The sequence below is a fragment of the Streptomyces sp. PR69 genome, from assembly GCF_026420845.1.
Taxonomy (GTDB): Bacteria; Actinomycetota; Actinomycetes; order Streptomycetales; family Streptomycetaceae; genus Streptomyces.
Genome location: NZ_JAOWCB010000051.1, coordinates 1 through 25,832, shown reverse-complemented (window position 1 = coordinate 25,832; position 25,832 = coordinate 1). Strand labels below are relative to the sequence as shown.

Here is a 25,832-nt window from a genome sequence, read left to right as displayed (position 1 = left end):
AGGTCGGCGGTTGTGAAACAGAGTCTTTGATTCTTAATTGAAGAGCGTGCTGTTCGCTAAGCGCCAGCCTTGCCAGTCGAGGTGGCCCGATAGAGTTTCGGTGGTCATAGCGTTAGGGAAACGCCCGGTTACATTCCGAACCCGGAAGCTAAGCCTTTCAGCGCCGATGGTACTGCAGGGGGGACCCTGTGGGAGAGTAGGACGCCGCCGAACAATCTTTCCAGGACCCGTGGTCCAGCGTTCACGCTGGCCCACGGGTCTTTTTTGTTTTTGTAGTTCCTTGCCGAAGCGCGTCCCGCCGATGACTGCGCGAGAATGACTGTGGTACCCGAAGACAGGAGTCACGCCGATGTCCACCAACTCTTCCGACGATCGTTCGGAGCGCGAACCGCGCCGTAGGGACGGTGGCGACCGCGGAGGATTCCGGTACAGCCGTGACGACCGGGACCGTGGGCGCGGGCCGAGGCGCGACAGTGACCGTGGCGGCTATGGTCGGCGTGAGGACAGGCCTGGTGGCGGCGGTGGTGGGTTCCGCCGTGACGACCGTGACCGGGACCGCCGCGACGACCGTGATCGTGACCGGGACCGTCGTGACGATCGGGACCGTGACCGGGACCGGGGCGGGTACCGCGGGCCGCGTGATGACCGTGATCGGCGTGACGACCGTGATCGGGGCGGCTACGGACGGCGCGACGACCACCGAGGCGACCGGCCCGGAGGCTACGGTCGGCGTGATGACCGCGACCGTGGTGGCTATGGTCGGCGTGAGGACAGGCCTGGTGGCGGTGGTGGTGGGTTCCGCCGTGACGACCGTGATCGTGACCGGGACCGTCGTGACGATCGGGACCGTGACCGGGACCGTGACCGGGACCGTGACCGGGACCGTGACCGGGACCGGGGCGGGTACCGCGGGCCGCGTGATGACCGTGATCGGCGTGACGACCGTGACCGGGGCGGCTACGGACGGCGCGACGACCACCGAGGCGACCGGCCCGGAGGCTACGGACGGCGCGACGACCGCGACCGGGACCGAGACCGGGATCGTGACCGCGGTGGCAGGTTCGGCGGCGGTGGCTACGGTCGCCGTGACGACCGCCGTGACGACCGTGGTGATGACCGCCGCGGCGAGCGGCGCGATTACCGGCGTGACGACCGGCGTGACGACCGTGGTGATGACCGCCGCGGGGACCGGCGTGACGACCGCCGGGAAGATCGTGACCGCGGCCATGGCGGGCGCCCCGGCGGCGGCTATGGCCGCCGGGATGATCGTCGCGACGACCGGCGCGATGACCGTGGGCGCGGCGGCTACCGCGGACCTCGGCAGGACCGGGGCCACGAGCGACGGCACGACCGTGACCGCGACAGGGACCGTGAGCCGATCAAGCGGCTGCCTATCCCCGAGGACGTCACCGGGGAGGAGATCGACAAGGACGTCCGGCAGGAGCTCCAGAGCCTGCCGAAGACGCTCGCCGAGGACGTGGCCAAGAACCTCGTCATGGTCGCCCGGCTGATCGACGAGGACCCTGAGCAGGCGTACGGCTACTCCAGGATCGCGCTGCGGCTGGCCTCGCGCGTCGCCGCTGTCCGTGAGGCGGCCGGCTTCGCCGCGTACGCCGTGCAGAAGTACGCCGAGGCGCTGGCCGAGTTCCGGGCGGCACGGCGGATGACCGGCAGCGTCGAGCTCTGGCCGGTCATGGCCGACTGCGAGCGTGGCCTCGGGCGGCCCGAACGGGCGCTGGCGATGGCCGGCGAGCCCGAGGTGCAGAAGCTCGACAAGGCCGGACAGGTGGAGATGCGGCTGGTCGCCGCGGGCGCCCGCCGGGACATGGGGCAGCTGGACGCCGCCATCGTGACCCTGCAGAGCCCGGAGCTTGCCTCGAACTCCGTACAGCCCTGGACGGCACGGCTGCGGTACGCGTACGCCGACGCCCTGCTGGCCGCGGGCCGCGACGACGAGGCGCGGGAGTGGTTTGCCAAGGCGATCGAGTCCGACAAGGACGGCACGACCGATGCGTCGGACCGGCTGGCCGAGCTGGACGGCGTGGAGTTCGTGGACGCGTTCGACGACACCGCGGCCGCCGAGGACTCCGATCACCCCGAGGCCATGGAGGACTCCGAGCACTCTGAGCAGTCTGAGGGCTCCGAAGGCCCCGAGGGCTCCGACGACGCGAAGTAGCGGACAGCGGGAGGCTGCCATGCCCATCCGGGCGTGGCAGCCTCCCTGTGCGTTGTGGCGCGCTGCGCCCGCTCAGTCGCCGTCCAGTTCAAGGCTGCGCAGCACCAGACCCGTCGCCGGCTTCGGGCCGAACGAGGTGGACTTGCGGGGCATCGTGACGCCCTCGCGGGCGAGGTCGCGCACGACCTCCTCCCGTACGGGATGCATCAGCACCGCCGTTCCGCCGCGCCGTTCCGCCTGCTCCACGGCCGCCTCGGTGTCATGGATGTACGCGATGTGTTCGGGGTCGTCCGGGATCCGCCAGATGTGGTCCAGGAGCGTGGAGTGCAGCACGGTGGCGTCCAGTGTGCGCCAGGCGGCAGGGCGGTCGTTGCGGACCGTACGGTTCAGCAGGTCCTGATCCGGGCGGTCGATGAGATGGAACCGGCCGTCCCCGGCGAGCAGAAAGGCGTTTCCGGCGTCCGCCGCCTCGGCGAGGGCGTCCAGGGCCTTCGGCAGCGGGACGTCGAGGTGCTGGACGCGGAAGGCGTCGCCCAGGGCGGCGAGGGCGTCCGCGACCGGCAGCCGGTTCAGCAGCCGGTGGATCGCGCGGACCTGGAGCGGATAGCGGGCCGTGTCGATGAGGAGGACCAGGCCGTAGTTCCACGGGCTGGGCGCGGAGTGCTCCTCGTTGAGCCGCAGATAGGTCGCCCAGCGGTGGTGGCCGTCGGCGATCAGGGCCTGGCGGTGGGCCAGATCCGTGGAGATCTGAGCAAGGTCGGCCGGATCGGTGACGGACCACAGCCGGTGGCTGAAGCCGTCCTCCGTGGTGGTGGCCAGCAGGGGCGGCTGCTGCACGGTCCGCTCGATGACCGCGGTGGCTCCCGTGCCGTTGGCGGCGCCGCTGCGGTAGGTGAGGAGCAGCGGTTCGAGATTGGCGGCCGTCGATCGCATCAGGGCGGCGCGGTCCTCCACGATGTCCGGCATCACGTCCTCGTGAGGGAGGACGATGCCCGCCGAGGGGTCGGACAGGGCGAGGGCCCCGATGATGCCGCGCTGCAGCAGATCGCCCTTGGACTGCTCGTACACATAGAGGGCAGGCTCGGGGTCCGGCGCCAGGACGCCCTCGTCGAGCCAGTGGGACAGCACGTCGGCGGCCTGCCGGTGGCTCGCGTCGGGGGTGGACGCCTGCGGCAGGATCAGCCGGACGATGTTGTACGGGTCCGCGGACTCCAGATGGTGCAGTCCGTCGGGCCGTACGACCACGTCGTACGGCGGTGAGGTCACGGCGGCGAGACTGCCGACCCGGTCAGGGACATAGCGCAGTCCACGGAAGGGGACCAGCTGCAGGCCGTCGTCGGCCGCGGGACCTTCGGTTCTCATCTGAGCATCGTATGTGCGGAGGGCGATGAGCGATGATCGGGGCAGGAGATCGACGGACATCGGACGGGAATGGGCAGGGAATGAGTCAGCGAGTGGACCGGGCGGCACACCGAGTCAGGACGCGGCCGGAAGCAAGCGCGGCGGCGCTGAGCGAGGCGTACGACACCGCCCTGCTCGACCTGGACGGGGTGGTGTACGCGGGCGGCTCGGCCATCGCCCACGCCGTGGAGTCGCTGGGGGCGGCACGCGCGGGAGGGATGCATCTGGCGTATGTGACGAACAATGCGCTGCGCACACCCCAGACCGTTGCCGGTCATCTGACCGAGCTGGGCATTCCCGCGGCGGCGGAGGACGTGATCACCTCGGCGCAGGCGGTGGCCCGGCTGATCGCCGAACAGGTGCCGGCGGGTGCGCGGGTGCTGGTCATCGGCGGGGACGGGCTGCGGGTCGCGCTGCGTGAGCGGGGGCTCGTGCCGGTGGAGTCGGCGGACGACGACCCGGCGGCCGTGGTGCAGGGGTACGGGGGGCCTGAGCTGCCTTGGGGGCGGTTCGCGGAGGCGTGTTACGCGATTGAGCGGGGCGTGCCGTGGTTCGCGTCCAACACGGATCTGACGATTCCCGGCGCCCGGGGGATTGCGCCGGGAAATGGGGCTGCGGTGGAGGTCGTACGCATCGCCACCGGGGCGGAGCCGCAGATCGCGGGGAAGCCGCTGCCGCCCATGCACCGGGAGACGATCCTGCGGACGGGAGCGCGACGGCCGCTGGTGGTCGGGGACCGGTTGGACACGGACATCGAGGGCGCGTTCAACGGCGGCGTGGACTCGCTGCTGGTGCTGACCGGTGTGACGGACGCGGCGCGGCTGCTGGCCGCGCCGCCGGAGCACCGGCCGACCTATGTGGACGCCGATCTGCGCGGGCTGCTGACCTGCCAGCCGGAGGTGACGGCCGTCGACTCCGCCGGGTCCGTCGGGTCCGCCGAGCCCGTCGAGGGGGCGTTCGCCTGCGGTGGGTGGGTCGCGTCCGTGGGCGACGGGCGGCTGCGGCTGGAACGGCGGGACGGGGGAGCGGAGTCGGAGAGGACCGTGCTCGACGGGCTGCGGGCGCTGTGCGCGGCGGCATGGCAGCAGGCGGGGGACGGCGTGTGCGGGCTGGACGCGGGCAAGGCGCTGGCGCGGCTGGGGCTGTAGACGTCCGGGTCGGCTGCTGTGGGTCGTCTGCTGCCGATCGCCTGCTGTCCGATGGGGCGCTGGGGCGCTGACTCAGGCGGAAAAGGAGAGGCTAACCTAACTGGGTGTTGGTCGAGAGTCCCCCCGAGCGCGGTGCGCCATCCGCAGCCGGCGCCGCTGCCGTGTCCCGAAGGCGGGCCGTGCGTACGACCGGCCTGCTCACGGCCGTCGGCGTACTGCTGCTCGTGTGCGTCGCAAGCATCGCCGTCGGCGCAAAATCGATTCCGCTCGCCGATGTGTGGCATGGCCTGTTCCACTACACGGGCGCCGACAATGACGTCATCGTGCGCGATGTACGCGTACCGCGGACGCTGCTCGGGCTGCTCGCGGGCGTCGCCCTCGGGCTGGCCGGGGCGGTGATGCAGGCGCTGACCCGCAATCCGCTGGCGGAGCCCGGGCTGCTGGGCGTCAACGCGGGCGCGTCCGCGGCCGTGGTCTCCGCCATCAGCTTCCTCGGCGTCACCTCGCTCACCGGCTATGTGTGGTTCGCGTTCCTCGGCGCGGCCGTCGTCTCCGCCCTCGTCTACCTCCTCGGCGGTCACCGCGGGGCCACGCCCGTACGGCTGGCGCTCGCCGGAACCGCCGCCACCGCCGCGCTGTACGGCTATGTCAACGCCGTACAGCTGCTGGACTCCGCGGCCCTTGACCGCATCCGCTTCTGGACCGTCGGCTCTCTCGCCTCGGCGGACCTGGACACCGTCGCAAAGGTCGCGCCGTTCATCGGCGTCGGCATCGTGCTGGCACTGGCGCTCGCGCGGCCGCTCAACGCGATGGAGCTGGGCGAGGACACCGCCCGCTCCCTGGGCGCGCGGCTCACGCGCACCCGTGTGCTGTCGATGCTCGCCGTCACGCTGCTGTGCGGCGGGGCCACCGCCGCCTGCGGACCGATCGTGTTCGTCGGGCTGATGATCCCGCACCTGGTGCGCAGCATCACCGGTCCCGACATGCGCTGGATCCTGCCGTACGCCATCGTCCTCTCGCCGGTGCTGCTGCTCGGCGCGGACGTCGTCGGACGCGTCGTCACCCGTCCCGGAGAGCTTCAGGTCGGCATCGTGACCGCGATGCTCGGCGGACCCGTCTTCATCGCTCTCGTACGCCGCAAGAGGATGGCCAAGCTGTGAAGGCGATACGCACACCCGGCGGGTTCTCCCTCCGGATCGATCCCCGGACCTCGGCGGTCGTCGCCCTGCTGACCGCGGCCGTCCTCGCCGCCGGCGTCCTCGTCATCGGCAGCGGGGACTACCCGATCGCCCCGGGCGACGTCGTCGCCACGCTGCTCGGGAACGGCACGGCCGCCCAGGAGTTCATCGTCCACGACCTGCGGCTGCCGCGGGCGCTCGTGGCCGTCCTCGTCGGCGGCTCCCTCGCGCTCAGCGGGGCCGTCTTCCAGACGCTGACGCGCAATCCGCTCGGCAGCCCGGACGTCATCGGCTTCGGGCAGGGCTCCGCGGTCGGCGCGCTCACCGTGATCGTGCTCTTCCACGGCGGGCAGTTCGCGGTGGCGGGCGGCGCGATCGTCGGCGGACTCGTGACCGGCGCCGCCGTGTATCTGCTGGCGTGGAAACGGGGCGTGCAGGGCTACCGGCTGGTCCTCGTCGGCATCGGCGGCGCCGCGATGCTCACCGCCGCGATCCACTATCTGCTGACCAAAGCCAGCATCGTCGACGCCACCCGCGCCACACTGTGGATCACCGGTTCCCTGGACGGCCGCGACTGGGTCCAGTTCTGGCCGCTGCTCTCGCTGTGCGCCGTCGTCGTACCGCTGGTGCTCGCCCATGGACGGCATCTGCGGATGCTGGAGATGGGCGATGACGCCGCCCACGCGCTCGGCGTGCCGGTCGAGCGCACCCGTGTGGTGCTGATGGGGTCCGGCGTGCTGCTCATCGCGGTGGCCACGGCGGCCGCGGGGCCCATCGCGTTCGTGGCGCTGAGCGCCCCGCAGCTGGCGCGACGGCTGACCCGCTCGCCCGGCCCCAACCTCGCCGCCGGGGCCGCCATGGGGGCGGCGCTGCTGCTGGCAGCCGACTGGATCGCCGTGAACGCCTTCGGGGAGCGCCTGCTGCCGGTGGGCGTGGTCACGGGCGTTCTCGGCGGCTGCTATCTGCTGTGGTTGCTGTTCACGGAGCGCAAGGCGGGCCGGATATGAGCCCGGAGTCCAGCGGGTCCAGCAGGTCCAGCGGGGCAAGTAGATCCAGTAGATCCAGTAGATCCAGGAGTACGACGGCCATGCAGCGCCTCACCGCCGAGTCGGTCACCCTCGGCTACGACCAGCGGGTCATCGCCGAGAACCTCTCGGTGGAGATCCCCGACAACTCCTTCACGGTCATCGTCGGTCCCAACGGCTGTGGCAAGTCCACGCTGCTGCGTGCGCTGTCACGGATGCTGAAGCCGTCCGACGGCCGGATCCTGCTGGACGGCCAGGTGATCCACTCCATGTCCGCGAAAAAGGTCGCCAAGACGCTCGGGCTGCTGCCCCAGTCGTCCATCGCGCCGGACGGGATCACCGTCGCGGATCTCGTGGCACGCGGCCGCTATCCGCACCAGGGACTGCTGCGCCAGTGGTCGCCCGACGACGAGCGGATCGTCGGGGAGTCGATGGCCGCGACCGGCGTCGGCGAGCTGGCGGACCGCTATGTCGACGAGCTGTCCGGCGGACAGCGGCAGCGGGTGTGGATCGCGATGGCGCTGGCGCAGCAGACGCCTCTGCTGCTCCTCGACGAGCCCACGACCTTCCTCGACATCCAGCACCAGATCGATGTCCTCGACCTCTGCGCCGAGCTGCACGAGACGCAGGGGCGCACGCTCGTGGCCGTACTGCACGACCTCAACCACGCCGCCCGGTACGCCACCCACCTGGTGGCCATGCGCGCCGGGCGGATCGTGGCGGAGGGGCCGCCTGCGGAGGTGGTGACGGCGGAACTGGTGGAGCGGGTGTTCGGGGTGCGGTGCCGGGTGATCGAGGATCCGGAGACGGGGACGCCGTTGGTGGTGCCGGCGGGGCGGAGGGCGCGGGCGGGGGCGGGTGCGCGGAGGGGGTAGCGCCGGGGGCTCCGCCCCCGGCCCCGGCGGTCGAGGGTTCGGGTCAGAGCAGGGACCGCAGGCGCAGCAGGTCGCGCAGCCCCGCCTCCAGCCGTACCCGGCCCGACGCCCACGCTCTTGCGAAGTCCAGGTCGCCGGCCACCAGGGCCAGCAGGTCGTCGCCGGTCATGGCGAGGCGGATCTGGGCCCTGTCGGCGGGCGGGGGGCCGGGGACGGCGCCGGTGACGGTGATGCGGCCGGCGGAGAGGCGGCCGGTGAAGGTGACCCGCAGGTCGGTGATATGGCAGCTGAGGGACCGGTCGAGCGCGGCCGCCGCGCGTACGTCGCCGTCCGCACGGGAGAGACTGTCCGCGAGTGTGTCGAGCGCCTCGCGGCACTGTTCCGTCGTGGCCATCGCGACCGACCGTATCGCAGGGCTTCGCGGTAGCGTCGGGGCATGAGCGACGACGCGATGCCGGACGCGGGGAACCCGGCGGAGAACTCGGCGGCGACCCCGGCCGCGACACCCGCGCCGACCCCCACCCCGGCCCCGGACCAGGGCCCCGCCGCGCCCGCGCCCCTCGGGGTGGCGCGGACGCCCACCGGGGACGCCGGGATCGACGGCCTGCTTCAGCGGCTGGCCGATGCCGACCACCTCCCGGCGGAGGGCCATCTTGAGGTGTACGAGGATGTACACAGGGGGCTGCGCGATGCGCTGACCGCGCTCGACGCGCGCCCGCCGTCATCTTCGTACGATCACAGGAGCTGAAACCGCCGTGGCAGGAGTCGCCCGCCGCCGTCTCGACGCAGAACTGGTACGCCGCAAGCTCGCCCGCTCGCGGGAGCACGCCGGCCAGCTGATCGCCGCGGGGCGGGTGACCGTCGGCGGCGCCACGGCGACCAAGTCCGCCACACAGGTGGAGACGGGCGCCGCGATCGTGGTCGCGGCCGACGACAGAGATCCCGACTATGTCTCGCGCGGCGGGCACAAGCTCGCGGGCGCGCTCGCGGCGTTCACTCCGCTCGGCCTGCGGGTCGAGGGGCGGCGGGCGCTGGACGCGGGCGCGTCGACCGGCGGCTTCACCGATGTGCTGCTGCGCGCCGGAGCCGCGCATGTCGTCGCCGTCGACGTCGGCTACGGTCAGCTCGCCTGGTCGCTGCAGAGCGATGAACGCGTCACCGTCAAGGACCGTACCAACGTACGTGAATTGACGCTCGACGCCATCGACGGAGATCCGGCCGAACTGATTGTGGGTGATCTGTCCTTCATTCCCCTGGGTCTGGTGCTGCCCGCGCTGGTGCGCTGCGCCGCCCCCGACGCCGACCTGGTGCTGATGGTGAAGCCGCAGTTCGAGGTGGGCAAGGAGCGGCTCGGCAGCGGCGGTGTCGTCCGCAGCCCCGAGCTGCGTGCGGAGGCGGTGCGGACCGTCGCCCGGCAGGCGGCGGAACTCGGCCTCGGGGTGCGGGGCGTCACCGCAAGTCCGTTGCCCGGGCCGTCCGGAAACGTCGAGTATTTTCTCTGGCTCCGAGCCGGAGCCCCGGAGCTCGACCCGGCTGACGTCGACCGTGCAGTGGCGGAGGGACCTCGTTGACAACGACGACAACGACAGCGACACCGGCAGCGGCATCAGGACTCGCGCGCACCGTCTTCCTGCTCGCCCACACCGGAAGACCCGCGGCCGTCCGCAGCGCGGAGCTCGTCGTCCAGGGGCTGCTGCGCAGCGGGATCGGCGTCCGCGTACTGGAGGCGGAGGCTGCCGATCTGCCGCTGCCGGAGGCCGTCGAGACGGTCTCCGAGGCCAAGCCCGATGTGCTCGACGGCTGTGAGCTGCTGGTGGTGCTGGGCGGCGACGGGACGCTGCTGCGCGGTGCGGAGTTCGCCCGTGCGTCCGGGGTGCCGATGCTCGGGGTCAACCTGGGGCGGGTGGGGTTTCTCGCCGAGGCGGAGCGTGACGATCTCGACAAGGTCGTCGACCGGGTCGTCACGCGCGCGTACGAGGTCGAGGAGCGGATGACCGTCGATGTCGTCGTGCACAGCAACGGCGATGTGGTGCACCGCGACTGGGCGCTCAACGAGGCGGCCGTGCAGAAGGTGTCGCCGGAGCGGATGCTGGAGGTCGTCCTGGAGATCGACGGGAGGCCGGTGACGGGATTCGGCTGTGACGGCATCGTCTGCGCCACGCCGACCGGCTCGACCGCGTACGCCTTCTCCGCCGGAGGACCGGTCGTCTGGCCCGAGGTGGAGGCGCTGCTGATGGTGCCGATCGGCGCGCACGCGCTGTTCGCCAGGCCGCTGGTGACATCCCCGTCCTCGGTGCTGGCCGTGGAGGTGCAGCCGCACACGCCGCACGGGGTGCTGTGGTGCGATGGGCGCAGAACAGCGGAACTGCCCTCGGGGGCGCGGGTGGAGGTACGCAGAGGGGCCGTCCCGGTCCGGCTGGCGCGGCTGCACCACGCGTCCTTCACGGACCGGCTGGTGGCGAAGTTCGCGCTGCCGGTGTCGGGGTGGCGGGGAGCGCCGCACTAGAGCCGGACATTCCGGTTGTCCTCCCGGGAGAGTGAATCCGCTGCCGGGGTCCGTCGCACAGCGGGGCCCGGACCTCGTATGGTCGTGTCCGTGTTGGAGGAGATGCGGATACGGTCACTCGGGGTCATCGATGACGCGGTCGTCGAGCTGTCGCCCGGGTTCACCGCGGTGACCGGTGAGACGGGCGCGGGCAAGACCATGGTCGTCACCAGCCTGGGGCTGCTGCTCGGGGGCCGCGCGGACCCGGCCCTGGTGCGGATCGGTGCGAAGTCGGCGGTGGTGGAGGGGCGGATCGGCGTGTCCGCCGGCGCGCCCGCCGCCGTGCGGGCCGCGGAGGCGGGCGCCGAACTCGACGAGGGCGCCCTGCTCATCAGCCGTACCGTCTCCGCCGAGGGCCGCTCCCGGGCGCATGTGGGCGGGCGCGCCGTGCCGGTCGGGATGCTGGCCGAACTGGCCGACGAACTGGTCGCCGTGCACGGCCAGACCGATCAGCAGGGGCTGCTGCGGCCCGCGCGGCAGCGGGAGGCGCTCGACCGGTACGCGGGCGGCGCGGTCAGCGTGCCGTACGCCAAGTACGCGGCAGCCTACCGGCGGCTGAAAGCCGTCGCCGCGGAACTGGACGAGCTGACCACACGGGCGCGTGAGCGTGCGCAGGAAGCGGATCTGCTGCGCTTCGGCCTCGACGAGATCGCGGCGGTCGAGCCGCGGGCGGGTGAGGACCTGGAACTGGCCGCGGAGGCCGAACGGCTCGGACACGCCGAAGCCCTCGCCTCCGCCGCGTCCGTCGCGCACGCCGCCCTCGCCGGGAACCCGGAGGATCTGGAGGCCGTGGACGCCGCCACGCTCGTCGCGGGCGCCGGGCGCGCGCTGGAGGCCGTACGCTCCCATGACCCCGCGCTGGCGGCGCTCGCCGACCGTATGGGGGAGATCTCGATCCTCCTTGGCGATGTGGCGGGCGAACTCGCCGGATACGCGGACAATCTGGATGCGGATCCGCTGCGGCTCGCCGTCGTCGAAGAGCGACGCGCGGCCCTTGGCCAGCTGACCCGCAAATACGGCGAGGACATCGCCGCCGTGCTGGAGTGGGCGGAGCAGAGCGCCGCCCGGCTGACCGAACTCGACGGCGACGACGACCGGATCGAGGAGCTCACCGCCGAGCGGGACGCGCTGCGCGGCGAGTTGTCCGTACTGGCGCAGGCGCTGACCGACGCGCGCACCGAGGCCGCGGCCCGCTTCGCCGAAGCCGTGACCGAGGAGCTCTCCTCGCTCGCCATGCCGCACGCGCGCGTGTCATTCGCGATCCGCCAGACCGAGGCGGCCGACGAGACGTCGGGCGTCGAGGTCGGCGGGCGGTCCGTGGTGTACGGGCCGACCGGCGCCGACGAGGTCGAGCTGCTGCTCGCGCCGCATCCGGGCGCGCCGCCGCGGCCGATCGCCAAGGGCGCGTCGGGCGGCGAGCTGTCGCGGGTGATGCTGGCCGTGGAGGTCGTCTTCGCCGGGACGGACCCGGTGCCGACATATCTCTTCGACGAGGTGGACGCGGGCGTCGGCGGCAAGGCGGCGGTGGAGATCGGCCGGCGGCTGGCCAAGCTCGCCAAGTCGGCGCAGGTGGTCGTGGTGACGCATCTGCCGCAGGTGGCGGCCTTCGCCGACCGGCAGCTGCTGGTGGAGAAGACGAACGACGGATCGGTGACCCGCAGCGGGGTGACCGTGCTGGAGGGCGAGGAGCGGGTGCGGGAGCTGTCCCGCATGCTGGCGGGTCAGGAGGACTCCGAGACCGCCCGTGCGCACGCGGAGGAGCTGCTGGCTACAGCACGTCTTGAGGTGTAGTGCCAAGAGTTTGGTCTGATCTCACTCATGTGAGTGAAGCCGGACGTCTAGTTCTCGCTTGACGTATGGCAAGGGCCTCCTGGCGGTGCCGGAACGCGCGTACGGACTGGCATCCTTGGCGCGTGACACAGCTGCGTACGGTCCAGGTGCTGGGCGGCGGCAGCGCGGGCAGCAGTGCGCACGTCAGGTCACTGGCCGCGGGGCTGGTGGCGCGGGGCGTGCGGGTGACGGTGTGCGCGCCCGCCGAACTCGACAACGTCTATGACTTTCCGGGCGCCGGGGCGCGTTTCGCACCCGTCCCGGGGCGCAGTGATCCGGCGGCCGTGGGCGCGCTGCGCGCGGTGTGCGCCGGAGCGGATGTGGTGCATGCGCATGGGCTGCACGCGGCCATGCGGTGCGCGCTGGCGCTGACCGGGCAGCGGGTGCCGCTCGTCGTCACCTGGCATGCGCGGGCGCAGCTCGACGGTCCGCGCGGGCAGTTGCTGCGGCTGCTGGAGCGCAGGGCCGTACGGGCCTCGGCGGTGGTCCTCGGCAGCTGCTCCGAACTGGTCGACCGGGCCCGCAGGCGGGGCGCGCGGGACGCCCGGCTCGCACCCATCGCGGCGCCTGCGGCGCCCGCGGCGGGCACACCGAAGGACGGCGACGGCCCGGGCGTCGAACCTGCCGGAAAGCTCCGGGCCGAACTGGGCGCGGTGGACCGCCCCCTGCTGATCGCGGTCGGCTCGCTGGAGCCGCACCGGGGGTACCGGACGCTGCTTGACGCGGCGCGGCAATGGCGCGAGCTGGAGCCGGCGCCGCTTCTGGTGATCGCGGGGGAGGGCCGGGAGCGGGCGGCGCTGCAGCGGCGCGTGGACGCGGAGGGGCTGTCCGTACGGCTGACGGGCCGCCGGGAGGACATCGGGGAGCTGCTCGCCGCGGCGGACATGGCCGTCCTCCCCAGCCGCTGGGAAGCCCGGGCGCTGCTGGCGCAGGAGGCGCTGCGGCTGGGCGTGCCGCTGGTCGCGACGGCCGTCGGCGGCGTACCGGAACTCGTCGGCGACGCGGCGGAACTGGTCCCGTACGGGGACGCGGCGGCGCTGGGCGCGGCGGTGGCGAGGCTGCTGGGGGACGAGGGGCGCCGGAGGGAACTGGAGGAGGCGGGGCGGCGGCAGGCGGGGACGTGGCCGACGGAGGACGAGACGGTGGCGCAGGTGCTGAGCGTGTACGACGAACTGGCGCAGGCGGCTCGCTGACGGCGCCCCTTCCCTGAAACCGGGTGCTCCGCCCCCGGCCCCGGTGCGCCGGTTTCGCGGCGCGGGGGAAATGGTCCGGGGCAGGTCCCCCGGATCTGCTGGGTTGCCGTCCCCGGCCCCGGAGCGCCAGCTTCGCAGGGCGCGGGTGTTCCGGGGACAAGCCCCCGGACCCCCAGGGTGCAACTCCAGGGCTGCCGCCCCAGCAGCCGGGTGCCAGCCCCGGTTGGCTGCGGGCGAGCCCCGGCATCGCGGGCCCTTTCGCGTGGTGGCTTCGCGCCGAGCGTCGGCTGTGCCGTGCCTGGGGGCCGGTGTTGACGTCGAGCGGCCTCGGGTGCGGTCGGCGCCCGGGGGGTGCGGGGTGGCGTTCCGCCGAGTGGTGTAGCCATCCGGACCGCGCCGGTCCTGATGGCTGTAATCGGTCGGCCCGGCCGAAGCTCCGCGCCGCCGCGCGAGCCGCCCGGGCCCCGAGTCCCCGGCCGAACCTGTCGCCGCCTGCGAATCCGCCAACGCTGACCGGCCACACCACTCGGCGGGACACCACCGCGTGCGGGGGCGGCTTTCCCGGCGCGGAGCTGCCGGAGCGCGGAGTGCGGGGCGGCAGCCCCGCAAAAAGAACCCCCCGCCCCTGGAAGGGGCGGACCGCCCGTCAGGGCGTGTGGCGGCGGGCGCGCAGGGACAGGCTGAGCGCGAGGACCGTCTGGGGGTCGTCCAGGTCCGTGCCGAGGAGTTCGGAGATGCGCGCCAGCCGGTTGTACAGCGTCTGCCGGTTCAGATGCAGCTCGCGCGCCGTCTCCGCCTTGCGCCCGGCATGCGCCAGATACGTCTCCAGCGTGGGCAGCAGCGGCGGGCGCGAGGTCGCGTCATGGGCCAGCAGGGGGCCGATCGCGCGGTCCACGAAGGCCGACAGGTCCGGATGGTCCCGCAGCCGCCACAGCAGCAGGTCGATGTCCAGCCGCCGTGCGTCGTGCCAGGCCCGCTCCGGCAGCCCCTGCGCCGCCGTCGCCGTCTCCGCCGCGTGCCGCAGCCCCGCGGAGGCCGCCGCCCAGCCGCCCGCCATGCCCACCACGACGACCGGCGGCCGCACCCCGGCCCGTTCCATACCCGCGCGGGCCACTCCGGCCCGCAGCGCGGTCGCGACCCGGTCCGCGACCGCGGTCCGCTCGGACTCGGAGCGCAGCCCGAGCAGCAGCGGCACCCGGCCCTCCACCGGACGCACCCCCAGCAGCACGGGCACGCCGACCGACGCAAGCTCCTCCAGCACGGCGCGGGCCAGCGCCGCCCAGTTGCCGGACGGGGCGAGCGAGGGGGCGGGTTCGGCGGCGAGCCGCATCACCACGGGCAGCAGCGGGCCTTCGCCGGGCTTGAACCCCAGCACCCGCGCCTGCGCCGGGGCGTCCTCGGCCGTGATGCGGCCCTCCGCGAGGTCCGTGAGGAAGTCGCCGCGGCCGCGGGCGGCCAGCTCCTCCTCCTGGCGGGCCTGCATCAGCACCACCGCCAGCAGTCCCGCGGCCCGTTCCGCCGCCATCCGGTGCACTGGCAGGAGCGGGGCGTCCACGGACAGCAGGACGAGCCGGGCCCGTACCGAACCGGCCCCCTGGCCGCCGCAGGGGACGTCCACCAGCACGGTCCCGGCTGGCGGGGACTGCCGGGCCTCCCGCCCGCCCCGCAGCCCCTCCCACACCTGGAGCGGGTCCGCGGCGGCCCCGCCGGCGCCCGCGGACGCCGCGTACAGCAGCTGCCCGTCCGGCGTCTCCAGAAAGACCGGGTTGGCCGTGAAGTCCGCCAGGATGCGCAGCACCTGCGGCGTCCCGCCGCCCTCCAGCAGCACCCCGGTGCACCGCCGGTGGACATCCTCGGCCTGCCGCAGCAGGGCATAGTGCCCGTTGACGATCTCGGTGTGGATCTCCTCCGTCACCGTGACGAAGGGGACCTCCCGGTGCAGCTGCACCAGCGGCAGTCCGGCGGACCGCGCCGCCTCCACGATGGTGGCGGGCAGCCGGGAGAACCGCGGCCCCAGCTCCACCACCAGCGCCGCGATCCCGCGCTCGGCCAGCCGCCGGACGAAGGCCCGCTGCTCGGCCGGGCGTGTGCCGAGCCCGAGCCCCGTCGTCAGCAGCAGCTCACCGCCCTTGAGCAGCGAGGCGATGTTCGGCACCTCGCCCGCGTGCACCCAGCGCACCTGGCGCTGCAGTCGCTCCGCACCCGCCACCACTTCCGGCAGCCCGGCCCGCAGCCCGGGCAGCTCCAGCGCCCGCTGTACGGTGATGCCGCCCTGGCCTGCGGGTATCACCCTCCGTACGCCCCCGAGGCCGTCAGCCGCAGTGCCGTGTCGATCAGCGGCACATGGCTGAACGCCTGCGGGAAGTTCCCCACCTGGCGCTGCAGCCGCGGATCCCACTCCTCCGCCAGCAGCCCCAGATCGTTCCGCAGCGACAGCAGCTTCTCGAACAGCCGCCGTGCCTCGTCCACCCGGCCGATCATCGCCAGATCGTCCGCCAGCCAGAAGGAGCACGCCAGGAACGCGCCCTCGTCGCCCTCCAGCCCGTCGACGCCCGCGTCCTCACCGGCCGTGGGATAGCGCAGCACAAAGCCGTCCTCCGTGGACAGCTCCCGCTGGATGGCCTCGATCGTGCCGATGACCCGCTTGTCGTCCGGCGGCAGAAAGCCCATCTGCGGAATGAGCAGCAGGGAGGCGTCCAGCTCCTTCGACCCGTACGACTGGGTGAAGGTGTTGCGCTCCTTGTCGTAGCCCTTCTCGCACACATCGCGGTGGATGTCGTCACGCAGCTCGCGCCACCGCTCCAGCGGCCCGTCCGCGTCCCCGGACTCGATCAGCTTGATCGTCCGGTCGACGGCGACCCAGGCCATCACCTTGGAGTGGACGAAGTGCCGGCGCGGGCCGCGGACCTCCCAGATGCCCTCGTCCGGCTGGTCCCAGTGCTCCTCCAGATAGCGGATCAGCCTCAGCTGCAGCAGCGAGGCGTAGTCACTGCGCGACAGACCCGTCATATGCGCCAGATGCAGCGCCTCGGTGACCTCGCCGTACACATCGAGCTGGAGCTGGTGCGCCGCGCCGTTGCCCACCCGGACCGGGACCGAGCCCTCATAGCCGGGCAGCCAGTCCAACTCGGCCTCGCCCAGCTCCCTTTCGCCCGCGATCCCGTACATGATCTGCAGATTCTCCGGGTCTCCTGCGACGGCCCGCAGCAGCCATTCGCGCCAGGCGCGGGCTTCTTCGCGGTAGCCGGTGCGCAGCAGGGAGGAGAGGGTGATGGCGGCGTCGCGCAGCCAGGTGTAGCGGTAGTCCCAGTTCCGTACGCCGCCGATCTCCTCGGGGAGGGAGGTGGTGGGCGCGGCGACGATGCCGCCGGTGGGGGCGTAGGTGAGCGCCTTGAGGGTGATCAGCGAGCGGACCACGGCCTCCCGGTACGGCCCGTGGTAGGTGCAGTGCTCCACCCACTCCCGCCAGAACTCCGCCGTCGCCTCCAGCGCCCCCTCCGGGTCGGGCAGCGCCGGTGGCTGATGATGGGAGGGCTGCCAGCTGATGGTGAACGCGATCCGGTCGCCCGGCGCGACCGTGAAGTCGGAGTACGTGGTGAGGTCCTCGCCGTACGTCTCCGTCGGGCTGTCCAGCCACACCGAGTCCGGCCCGGCCACCGCGACCGTACGGCCGTCGACCTTGTGCACCCACGGCACGATGCGCCCGTAGCTGAACCGCATCCGCAGCGTCGAACGCATCGGCACCCAGCCGCTGATCCCCTCCACGATCCGGATCAGCTGCGGCGCGCCGTCACGCGGCGGCATGAAATCCGTCACCCGGACCGTGCCGCGGCCGGTGTCCCACTCCGACTCCAGGATCAGCGAGTCGCCGCGGTAGCGGCGGCGGTCCGCGGCGGGCGGCTCGGCGTCCTCCTCGTGCGCGGGGCCCAGTCTCCAGAATCCGTGTTCCTCGGTGCCGAGCAGCCCGGCGAAGACGGCGTGCGAGTCGAAGCGGGGCAGGCACAGCCAGTCGGCCGAACCGTCCCGGCAGACCAGGGCGGCGGTCTGCATGTCTCCGATAAGTGCGTAATCCTCGATGCGCCCGGCCACGTGCATCTCCAGTCGAACGGCCACGTCCGCCCCGCAGGGCGCGCCTTACATCTGCTGCTGCCTCTACAACTGCCTTGATCTCCGCTCGGCAGGCGAGTGTCCGAGCAGGATACGACGCACCCCCCTCATCTGCGCGGCTGTCCGGGCAACGAGACCGCGCCGCACAGGTGAGGCAGAAGTGAGTCTTGAATGAATGTCGCACATTCCAGGCGGCCCGCGCCGCACCATCCACCGTGCGCGTGGTGAAGCGCATGGCCGGGAGTGCGGCCGGGAGCGGGCGCCCGCTGTCGCTGATACCCTGGTACCCCGTGGACCGGTGGGCATAAGACCCCCCAAACCCTCAGCACCCCAGCGACGGCACTCCCAGGACAACCTGGGAATCAGGCCGGTGCGCACATCTCACCTCGCGACCACGGGAGCCCCCTCTTGGCGATGCCGACTCGATCCTCGACATCCGTGACGACCAAGCACATCTTCGTCACCGGGGGTGTGGCCTCCTCCCTCGGCAAGGGTCTGACGGCCTCCAGCCTGGGCGCGCTGCTCAAGGCGCGCGGCCTGCGGGTCACCATGCAGAAGCTGGACCCGTATCTGAACGTCGACCCGGGCACGATGAACCCATTCCAGCACGGTGAGGTGTTCGTCACCAACGACGGCGCCGAGACGGACCTGGACATCGGCCACTACGAGCGCTTTCTCGACGTCGACCTGGACGGCTCGGCGAATGTGACCACCGGCCAGGTGTACTCGCAGGTCATCGCCAAGGAGCGGCGCGGTGAGTACCTGGGCGACACCGTGCAGGTCATCCCGCACATCACCAACGAGATCAAGCACCGCATCCGGCGCATGGCCACCGAGGATGTGGATGTGGTGATCACCGAGGTCGGCGGCACGGTCGGCGACATCGAGTCGCTGCCGTTCCTGGAGACCGTCCGCCAGGTCCGCCACGAGGTCGGCCGGGACAACGTCTTCGTCGTGCATATCTCGCTGCTGCCCTACATCGGCCCCTCCGGCGAGCTGAAGACCAAGCCGACCCAGCACTCGGTCGCCGCCCTGCGCAACATCGGCATCCAGCCCGACGCGATCGTGCTGCGCGCCGACCGCGAGGTGCCCACCGCCATCAAGCGCAAGATCTCCCTGATGTGCGATGTCGACGAGGCGGCCGTCGTCGCGGCCATCGACGCCAAGTCGATCTACGACATCCCCAAGGTGCTGCACACCGAGGGCCTGGACGCCTATGTGGTGCGCAAGCTGGACCTGCCCTTCCGGGATGTGGACTGGACGGTCTGGGACGATCTGCTCGACCGGGTCCACAACCCGAACCACGAGGTCACCGTCGCCCTGGTGGGCAAGTACATCGACCTGCCCGACGCCTATCTGTCGGTCACCGAGGCGCTGCGCGCCGGCGGCTTCGCCAACAAGGCGCGTGTGAAGGTCAAGTGGGTCACCTCCGACGACTGCAAGACCCCGGCGGACGCCGCCAAGCAGCTGTCGGACGTCGACGCGATCTGCATCCCCGGCGGCTTCGGCGACCGCGGAGTCAGCGGCAAGGTCGGCGCGATCCGCTACGCCCGTGAGAACAAGGTGCCGCTGCTGGGCCTGTGCCTGGGCCTGCAGTGCATCGTGATCGAGGCCGCCCGGAACCTGGCGGAGATCCCCGAGGCGAACTCCACCGAGTTCGACGCGGTCACTGCCCACCCCGTCATCTCGACGATGGAGGAGCAGCTGGCCTATGTCGAGGGCGCGGGCGACCTGGGCGGAACGATGCGCCTGGGGCTGTACCCGGCGAAGCTCGCCGAGGGCTCCATCGTGCGCGAGGTCTACGGCGACCAGCCGTATGTGGAGGAGCGCCACCGGCACCGCTACGAGGTGAACAACGCCTACCGCGCGGAGCTGGAGAAGAAGGCCGGCATCGTCTTCTCCGGCACCTCCCCCGACAACAAGCTGGTGGAGTACGTCGAGTACCCGCGCGAGGTGCACCCCTACCTGGTCGCCACCCAGGCGCACCCCGAGCTGCGCTCCCGCCCCACCCGCCCCCACCCGCTGTTCGCGGGCCTGGTCAAGGCGGCGGTGGAGCGCCTGCAGGGCGCGAAGAAGTAACCGGTACGGTGGCCGGGGCGCCTGTCCAGGGAACGCATGGACAGGCGCCCCGGTTTCTTTGTGCAGCTTCTTTGTGCAGCGGGAGGACGTAGGCCATGACGATCAGGGACACCCCGGAGGAGTGGCGGGTCACGGCGACCGCGACGCCGTTCACCGGCAACAAGACCAGCGTCCGCACAGATGACGTGGTCATGCCGGACGGCACGGTGGTCCGCCGCGACTACCAGGTCCACCCCGGATCGGTGGCCGTGCTCGCCCTCGACGGCGAGGGCCGCGTCCTCGTGCTGCGCCAGTACCGCCACCCCGTGCGGCACAAGCTCTGGGAGATCCCGGCCGGACTGCTCGACGTGCCGGGCGAGAACCCGCTGCACGCGGCCCAGCGCGAGCTGTACGAGGAGGCACACGTCAAGGCGGAGGACTGGCGGGTGCTGACCGACGTCTACACCACGCCCGGCGGCTGCGACGAGGCGGTGCGGATCTTCCTCGCCCGCGAGCTGTCCGAGGCGGAGGGCGAGCGGTACGAGGTCTCCGAGGAGGAGGCCGACATGGAGCTGGCCCGCGTGCCGCTGGAGGAGCTGGTGCGGGGGGTGCTGGCGGGGGAGCTGCACAACAACTGCCTGGTGGTGGGGGTGCTGTCGCTGGCGGCGGCGCTGCGGGGGGACGGGCCGGATGCGCTGCGCCCCGCGGACGCGGAATGGCCGGCGCGGCCCTTCCACGCCTGACCGCGCCGCGCGCGGGCCTGGGCGGTGACGCGGCTCGGGCCCCCGGGGCGAGGGTTCTGCCCATGACGGGGGCTCCGCCCCCGAACCCCCGCGCCTCGGACTCCCCCGGCTGCCTCCCCGGACTCCGTCCGGGGGCGCCCCCACGGAGGCGCCCCGGGCGAGGCTGGCATGTGCTGGCCCTCCCGCCTCAATCTCCCCCAGCTACCGCTGGGAGGCGCCCCCACGGAGGCGCCCCCGGGCGGGGCTGAATTTGGCGGCCAGATTCAGCCCCGCCCGGCGCTTGAGGACACGGCCTTCAGGCCGTACGGGGTCTGGGGGCTTGCCCCAGGTGTGATGAACATCGGCTGATCCGATCGGGGGACGCCGCCGCCGCGCTCCGCACAGTTCGTCGCTCAGCGTGAACTACGCTCAAACGTGCAGTCGTGAGCGCGGACGGAACGGGAGCGTGGCCCGTGGCGGAGCAGGCGGTGGACAGGGGCGGGCCCGCCCACGGCGACCGGGCCCGGTTCTTCGGCCGGGAGCGGGAGCTGGCGGCGCTGCGCGCCGACATCGAACGCGCCGGTCTGGACACGCTCTCCGGCCGCAAAGCCCCCCGCGCCCGGGTGCTGCTGATCGCCGGCCGGCCCGGCTCCGGCCGCACCGCTCTCGCCGGGGAACTCGCGCGCCGGCTCGCCCCGGAGTACCCCGACGGCGTACTGCGGGCCCGGCTGACCGAGCCGGACGGCCGCCGGGTTCCGCTGGAGCAGGCCGCCCGCGGACTCCTCGACGCGCTGTCCGTCGCCTCGCCGCCCGGCGCGGACGAGGACCAGCTCACCGAGATGGTGCGCGAGGCGCTCGGGACGCGCCGGACGCTGCTGCTCCTCGATGACGCCGCGGGCGCCGATCAGGTCGACCCGCTGCTGCCCGACAACCCCGACTGCCTGGTCGTGGCCGTCTCCCGGGGCCCGCTGACCGGCATTCCCGATGTACGGCCGTGCACGCTCGGGGGTCTGGACGTCAAGTCCTCCATCGAGCTGCTCTGCGGCTACACGGGCTCGGTGCGGATCACCGTGGACCCGCAGGCCGCCGAGACCGTCGCCGAGGTCTGCGGCGGACAGCCCGCCGCACTGGTCCTGGTCGGCGGCTGGCTCGCGGCGCGGCCCAAGGCGTCGGTCGCCGGCACCGCCAGGCGGCTGAAGTCCCTCCCGGACGACGAGGGCCAGCCCGCCTCCGTGCGCCCCCTGGCCCGCGCCTTCCGGCTGGCGTACGAGGAGCTGCCGCAGCCTGCCGCCCGGCTGCTGCGGCTGCTCACCCTCGCCCCCGCCGGCCTCGCCGACGCCCACACGGCGTCCGCGCTCGCCGGCTGCTCGGTCTCCGCCGCCCAGGCGACGCTCGACGACTTCGCCTCCCTCGGCCTGGTCCGGCCCGTCGGCGACCAGTACGAGGTGCCCGGCGCGCTCATGCCGCTGCTGCGCTCGCTGCTGGAGGCCGAGGACCGCTCCGCGGAGGTGCAGCTCGCCAGGGCGCGCATGCTGGAGCGGACCGTGCGCCGGCTCCAGTCCTGCCGGGCGGTCACCGAGCCGGACGGCTCCCCGGCCCGTCGCAGGCTGGCGGGACTGCCGCGCGCCCTGCGCTTTCCCAACGCTCCCGCCGCGGCCCGCTGGCTGGACGCCCGGCTGCCCGCGCTGCTCGCCTCGGCGCGCCTCGCCGTCGCGGACGGCGAGCTGGACACCCTGGCCCGCCGGCTGATCTCCGCGCTGGTGCGGGCGCTGGCGGCGCACCGCGGCACGGAGGCCGCCGCCGTCGAGCTGTACGGGCTGCACCAGCTGGTCCTGGACGTCGCCGAGCGCCGCGGACTGCACCGGGAGCAGGCGGCCGCTCTGCTCAACCTCGCCGATCTGGACGCGCGGACCGGCCGCACCGAGGAGGCGCTGGCCCGCTACCGGGCGGCCCTGGACGCCGGCCGCGCCGCGCACGACCCGTATGCGACCGGCCGCGCCATGGAATCCGTAGGCGGCGCCTATGAGGAGCTGGGGGACTGGCAGCGGGCCGCCGACTGGTACGGGCGCGCCCTCGCCCAGCGGCAGGCGCGCAGCGAGCGCGCGGACGAGGCCCGGCTGTACGGGCGGCTCGCCGGGGTGCACACCTACGCCGGCCGATACGGGGAGGCGCTGCGCGCCTGGCGTGCGGCCATGGCCGGATACCGGCGGCTGGGCGATCTGCCCTCCCAGGCGCGGGCGTTGAGCGAGGCCGCCCGGGTGCAGGAGTACGCGGGCCGGCCCGAGGAGTCGCTGCACACCTGCCGTGAGGCGGTGGAGCAGGCACGGCGGGCCGGGGATGTGCGGCTGCAGGCGGCGCTGCAGCTCAGGCTGGCCGACACCCTCGACCGGCTGGGCGATCCGGCCGCCGCCCGGCTGCACCGCACGACGGCCGACCGGTTGCTGGGCGAGGAGGGCCTCGCTGAGGGGACCGGCGCTGGAACCGGAGGCTCCGCCTGCGAAATCCGTAGCGCTTCCGGCAAAGATTAATGCTTTGCAAGGCTAGACAGCGCGAAATCCTTCATTAGACTGGCTCCGCCACGTGTTCTCGTGGTGTGTCCCGGTGCGCCCCGTAGTGTCCGGGTAAGCATGGAAATACCCCCTGAATCCCCTGAGCCAAGGACCGTGATCCACGTGAAGGTCGGCATCCCCCGCGAGGTCAAGAACAACGAGTTCCGGGTGGCCATCACCCCCGCCGGCGTCCATGAGCTGGTGCGCAATGGCCACCAGGTCTTCATCGAGCAGAACGCCGGCGTCGGCTCCTCGATCACGGACGACGAGTTCATCGCCGCCGGTGCGCAGATCCTGGCCACCGCGGACGAGGTCTGGGCCACCGCCGACCTGCTGCTGAAGGTCAAGGAGCCCATCGCGGAGGAGTACCACCGCCTCCGCAAGGACCAGACCCTCTTCACCTACCTCCACCTCGCCGCGTCCCGCGAGTGCACGGACGCCCTGCTGGAGTCCGGCACCACCGCGATCGCGTACGAGACGGTGGAGACCGCGGGCCGCGCCCTGCCGCTGCTCGCCCCGATGTCCGAGGTCGCGGGCCGGCTGGCCCCGCAGGTCGGCGCGTACCACCTGATGCGCTCCGCGGGCGGACGCGGTGTGCTCCCCGGCGGCGTCCCCGGCACCCACGCCGGCAAGGCCGTCGTCATCGGCGGCGGCGTCTCCGGCTGGAGCGCCACCCAGATCGCCGTCGGCATGGGCTTCCACGTCACCCTGCTCGACCGCGACATCAACAAGCTGCGCGAGGCCGACAAGATCTTCGGCACCAAGGTGCAGACCGTCGTCTCCAACGCCTTCGAGCTGGAGAAGGCCGTCGTCGAGGCCGACCTCGTCATCGGCGCCGTCCTCATCCCGGGCGCCAAGGCGCCCAAGCTGGTCACCAACGAGCTGGTCGCCAAGATGAAGCCCGGAAGTGTCCTTGTCGACATCGCGATCGACCAGGGCGGCTGCTTCGAGGACTCCCGCCCCACCACCCACGCCGAGCCGACCTTCCCGGTGCACAACTCGGTCTTCTACTGCGTCGCCAACATGCCCGGCGCGGTGCCCCACACCTCCACGTACGCGCTGACCAACGCCACGCTGCCGTACATCATCTCGCTGGCCAACAACGGCTGGGCGGAGGCGCTGCGCCGTGACCCCGCGCTGGCCCGGGGCCTCAATGTCCATGACGGCAAGGTCCTTTACCGCGAGGTCGCCGAGGCCCACGGCCTGGAGTCGGCGGAGCTGAGCACCCTCCTCGGCTGACGCCCCGCGCAGCCGTCAGGACGTCTGTGCTGTCAGACGTCCGTTGTCAAGACGCCAGTCAAGAGGCGTCGTCAACATCACGTATCCGGCCGGACCTTGGAACGCGAGGTCCGGCCGGAGGCGTTGCGGGGGCTGTGACGAGGGCATGTGCACGTTGTGCTCAACTCGCCGTGAAGGTATGCCTTTAACCGTTTCGTCAGGCCGTGAAACCTGTGGGCGCAGACACGCCAGAGCCCCCGTGCGCTCTTGACAGAGGTGCGTTCGATTGCCGACACATCGGGCCGGGTCCGGCGGATTGTGTTGCTGCGGACCGGTGACACGCCATAGAGTCGCCAACCGTCGGCATGGTGCCACGCTGACCTATCGATAAGTTTCCTGGTCACGTCCAAGGAGGTAAGACGACTTGTGAATGAGTCGACATTTACTCCCGGGGGTGGTCAACCAGGTATGCCTGCGCCGGGCGGTCACAGCCCGCAGGCCGCCGGGGCAGAGGCTGTCGGCTCCGTCGCTGTCCGTACCTTCGCGACTCAAGCGCACACCACGCCCATGACGACAGCCCACACGATGAAGATGATGGACGGCCAACACGTGAACGCCATGGCCGGCAACGAGAGTGGCCGAGAGTCCACCCACTTCGCCGCCTACGACGAAGTCCCCGAGGGGCACTTCTACGATCCCGACGCCGAGTACGAGCCCGATCCCGAATACGCGGCCACGCTCGCCCCTGACGCCGCCCGCCAGCGCCGTGAGCGCATCGGACCCACCGGGCGGCCCCTGCCGTACTTCCCGATCCCGGGCCCGCTCACCGACCACGGCCCCGCGAAGATCATCGCGATGTGCAACCAGAAGGGCGGCGTCGGCAAGACGACGTCGACCATCAACCTGGGCGCCGCGCTCGCGGAGTACGGACGGCGTGTGCTGCTCGTCGACTTCGACCCGCAGGGCGCCCTGTCCGTGGGCCTCGGCGTCAACCCCATGGAGCTCGACCTCACCGTCTACAACCTGCTCATGGAGCGGGGCATGGCGGCGGACGAGGTGCTCCTGAAGACCGCCGTGCCCAACATGGACCTGCTGCCGAGCAATATCGACCTCTCGGCGGCCGAGGTGCAGCTCGTCAGCGAGGTGGCGCGCGAGTCCACGCTGCAGCGCGCGCTCAAGCCGCTGATGGCCGACTACGACTACATCGTGATCGACTGTCAGCCCTCGCTCGGTCTGCTCACCGTCAACGCGCTGACCGCGGCGCACAAGGTGATCGTGCCGCTGGAGTGCGAGTTCTTCGCGCTGCGCGGGGTCGCCCTGCTCACCGAGACGATCGAGAAGGTGCAGGAGCGGCTCAACCCCGAGCTGGAGCTCGACGGCATCCTCGCCACGATGTACGACTCCCGGACCGTGCACAGCCGCGAGGTGCTCGCGCGCGTCGTCGAGGCGTTCGACGACCACGTCTACCACACGGTGATCGGCCGGACCGTCCGCTTCCCGGAAACCACGGTCGCCGGAGAGCCCATCACCACCTATGCCTCCAACTCCGTGGGCGCCGCCGCCTACCGCCAGCTCGCCAGGGAGGTGCTCGCCCGGTGTCACGCCGAGTGAGTCTCCCCGGGGCCGACGAACTGTTCCGTACGACAGGAGGCATGGCACTCCAGCCGTCGACGCCACGGCGGCCGACGGCGAACGGGGAGGCGGCGCGGGTGCCCGCGCCCGCGGGGGAGAGCGACCCGGTGGACGGCGGCGCCGCGCCCGCGCAGCAGGAGCACGCCGCCGCCGATCAGGACGCCGACGCGGAGGC

The 25,832-nt window shown here is 72.3% G+C and carries 20 protein-coding genes, 1 rRNA gene and 1 pseudogene; 18 read left to right on the top strand and 4 right to left on the bottom strand.

What is annotated here, in order from left to right:
- Positions 1-96 precede the first annotated feature (96 nt).
- The 3 genes from rrf to OF819_RS27695 all read left to right on the top strand — a co-directional run bounded on the left by rrf (position 97) and on the right by OF819_RS27695 (position 2,176).
- Positions 97-213: ribosomal RNA gene (gene rrf / locus OF819_RS27705) — 5S ribosomal RNA — on the top strand.
- 221 nt (positions 214-434) lie between these two features.
- Positions 435-1,511 (top strand): hypothetical protein, encoded by a 1,077-nt coding sequence (locus OF819_RS27700; protein WP_267246391.1) that lies wholly within the window; start codon positions 435-437, stop codon positions 1,509-1,511.
- Positions 1,478-2,176, top strand: coding sequence for a tetratricopeptide repeat protein (locus OF819_RS27695; protein WP_267246390.1), 699 nt, complete (start codon positions 1,478-1,480; stop codon positions 2,174-2,176). The genes OF819_RS27700 and OF819_RS27695 overlap by 34 nt, the downstream gene beginning before the upstream one ends.
- Before the next feature lie 72 nt (positions 2,177-2,248).
- On the opposite strand, the gene OF819_RS27690 is transcribed toward OF819_RS27695, so the two are convergent.
- Entirely contained in the window at positions 2,249-3,538 is a 1,290-nt protein-coding gene (locus OF819_RS27690) for a DUF1015 domain-containing protein (protein WP_267246389.1), read from the bottom strand.
- Between the two features lie 80 nt (positions 3,539-3,618).
- Here OF819_RS27690 and OF819_RS27685 point away from each other — a divergent pair, with 80 nt between their 5' ends.
- From OF819_RS27685 to OF819_RS27670, 4 genes are all read left to right on the top strand, one after another.
- Positions 3,619-4,725, top strand: a complete 1,107-nt coding sequence (locus OF819_RS27685) for an HAD hydrolase-like protein (RefSeq protein WP_267246388.1) — start codon at positions 3,619-3,621, stop codon at positions 4,723-4,725.
- A gap of 161 nt (positions 4,726-4,886) precedes the next feature.
- Positions 4,887-5,885: a FecCD family ABC transporter permease gene (locus tag OF819_RS27680; protein ID WP_267246387.1), complete on the top strand. Its 999-nt coding sequence runs from the start codon at positions 4,887-4,889 to the stop codon at positions 5,883-5,885.
- Positions 5,882-6,910: a FecCD family ABC transporter permease gene (locus OF819_RS27675; protein ID WP_267246386.1), complete on the top strand. Its 1,029-nt coding sequence runs from the start codon at positions 5,882-5,884 to the stop codon at positions 6,908-6,910. The genes OF819_RS27680 and OF819_RS27675 overlap by 4 nt, the downstream gene beginning before the upstream one ends.
- A gap of 80 nt (positions 6,911-6,990) precedes the next feature.
- Positions 6,991-7,803, top strand: a complete 813-nt coding sequence (locus OF819_RS27670; protein WP_267246385.1) for an ABC transporter ATP-binding protein — start codon at positions 6,991-6,993, stop codon at positions 7,801-7,803.
- Between the two features lie 43 nt (positions 7,804-7,846).
- Here the strand turns inward: OF819_RS27670 and OF819_RS27665 are convergent, their stop codons facing one another.
- Positions 7,847-8,197 carry a sterol-binding protein gene (locus OF819_RS27665; RefSeq protein ID WP_267246384.1) on the bottom strand — a complete coding sequence of 117 codons (351 nt, stop codon included), beginning with the start codon at positions 8,195-8,197 and terminating at the stop codon, positions 7,847-7,849.
- Between the two features lie 42 nt (positions 8,198-8,239).
- On the opposite strand from OF819_RS27665, the gene OF819_RS27660 reads away from it, so the two are divergent.
- The 5 genes from OF819_RS27660 (at position 8,240) to OF819_RS27640 (ending at position 13,371) form a co-directional block, all read left to right on the top strand.
- Positions 8,240-8,551 carry a hypothetical protein gene (locus OF819_RS27660; protein WP_267246383.1) on the top strand — a complete coding sequence of 104 codons (312 nt, stop codon included), beginning with the start codon at positions 8,240-8,242 and terminating at the stop codon, positions 8,549-8,551.
- A 7-nt stretch (positions 8,552-8,558) separates the two neighbouring features.
- Positions 8,559-9,374 (top strand): TlyA family RNA methyltransferase, encoded by an 816-nt coding sequence (locus tag OF819_RS27655; protein WP_267246382.1) that lies wholly within the window; start codon positions 8,559-8,561, stop codon positions 9,372-9,374.
- Positions 9,371-10,309: an NAD kinase gene (locus OF819_RS27650; RefSeq protein ID WP_267246381.1), complete on the top strand. Its 939-nt coding sequence runs from the start codon at positions 9,371-9,373 to the stop codon at positions 10,307-10,309. The genes OF819_RS27655 and OF819_RS27650 overlap by 4 nt, the downstream gene beginning before the upstream one ends.
- Positions 10,310-10,387: 78 nt before the next feature.
- Positions 10,388-12,139 carry a DNA repair protein RecN gene (gene recN / locus OF819_RS27645; protein WP_267246380.1) on the top strand — a complete coding sequence of 584 codons (1,752 nt, stop codon included), beginning with the start codon at positions 10,388-10,390 and terminating at the stop codon, positions 12,137-12,139.
- 122 nt (positions 12,140-12,261) lie between these two features.
- Positions 12,262-13,371 carry a glycosyltransferase family 4 protein gene (locus OF819_RS27640; RefSeq protein WP_267246379.1) on the top strand — a complete coding sequence of 370 codons (1,110 nt, stop codon included), beginning with the start codon at positions 12,262-12,264 and terminating at the stop codon, positions 13,369-13,371.
- A 646-nt stretch (positions 13,372-14,017) separates the two neighbouring features.
- Here the strand turns inward: OF819_RS27640 and OF819_RS27635 are convergent.
- Positions 14,018-15,661 carry a PucR family transcriptional regulator gene (locus OF819_RS27635; protein WP_267246378.1) on the bottom strand — a complete coding sequence of 548 codons (1,644 nt, stop codon included), beginning with the start codon at positions 15,659-15,661 and terminating at the stop codon, positions 14,018-14,020.
- The gene (locus OF819_RS27630) at positions 15,658-17,460 is read right to left on the bottom strand and encodes a glycoside hydrolase family 15 protein (RefSeq protein ID WP_267246394.1); all 1,803 of its coding nucleotides are present in this window, start codon (positions 17,458-17,460) and stop codon (positions 15,658-15,660) included. Before OF819_RS27630 ends, OF819_RS27635 begins: the two co-directional genes overlap by 4 nt.
- 432 nt (positions 17,461-17,892) lie before the next feature.
- Between OF819_RS27630 and OF819_RS27625 the strand changes: the two genes are divergently transcribed.
- From OF819_RS27625 to OF819_RS27600, 6 genes and pseudogenes are all read left to right on the top strand, one after another.
- A complete protein-coding gene (locus OF819_RS27625; RefSeq protein ID WP_267246377.1) occupies positions 17,893-19,557 on the top strand; it encodes a CTP synthase in 1,665 nt (554 codons plus the stop codon).
- A gap of 95 nt (positions 19,558-19,652) precedes the next feature.
- A complete protein-coding gene (locus tag OF819_RS27620; RefSeq protein ID WP_267246376.1) occupies positions 19,653-20,279 on the top strand; it encodes an NUDIX domain-containing protein in 627 nt (208 codons plus the stop codon).
- A gap of 452 nt (positions 20,280-20,731) precedes the next feature.
- Complete coding sequence (locus OF819_RS27615) at positions 20,732-22,786, top strand: tetratricopeptide repeat protein (RefSeq protein WP_267246393.1); 2,055 nt, start codon at positions 20,732-20,734, stop codon at positions 22,784-22,786.
- A gap of 144 nt (positions 22,787-22,930) precedes the next feature.
- Entirely contained in the window at positions 22,931-24,046 is a 1,116-nt protein-coding gene (gene ald, locus OF819_RS27610) for an alanine dehydrogenase (protein ID WP_267246392.1), read from the top strand.
- 447 nt (positions 24,047-24,493) lie between these two features.
- Positions 24,494-25,636, top strand: coding sequence for a ParA family protein (locus OF819_RS27605; protein WP_240139815.1), 1,143 nt, complete (start codon positions 24,494-24,496; stop codon positions 25,634-25,636).
- Positions 25,621-25,832, top strand: a pseudogene (locus OF819_RS27600) (hypothetical protein); the annotation flags it as partial. The gene OF819_RS27605 and the pseudogene OF819_RS27600, both read left to right, overlap by 16 nt.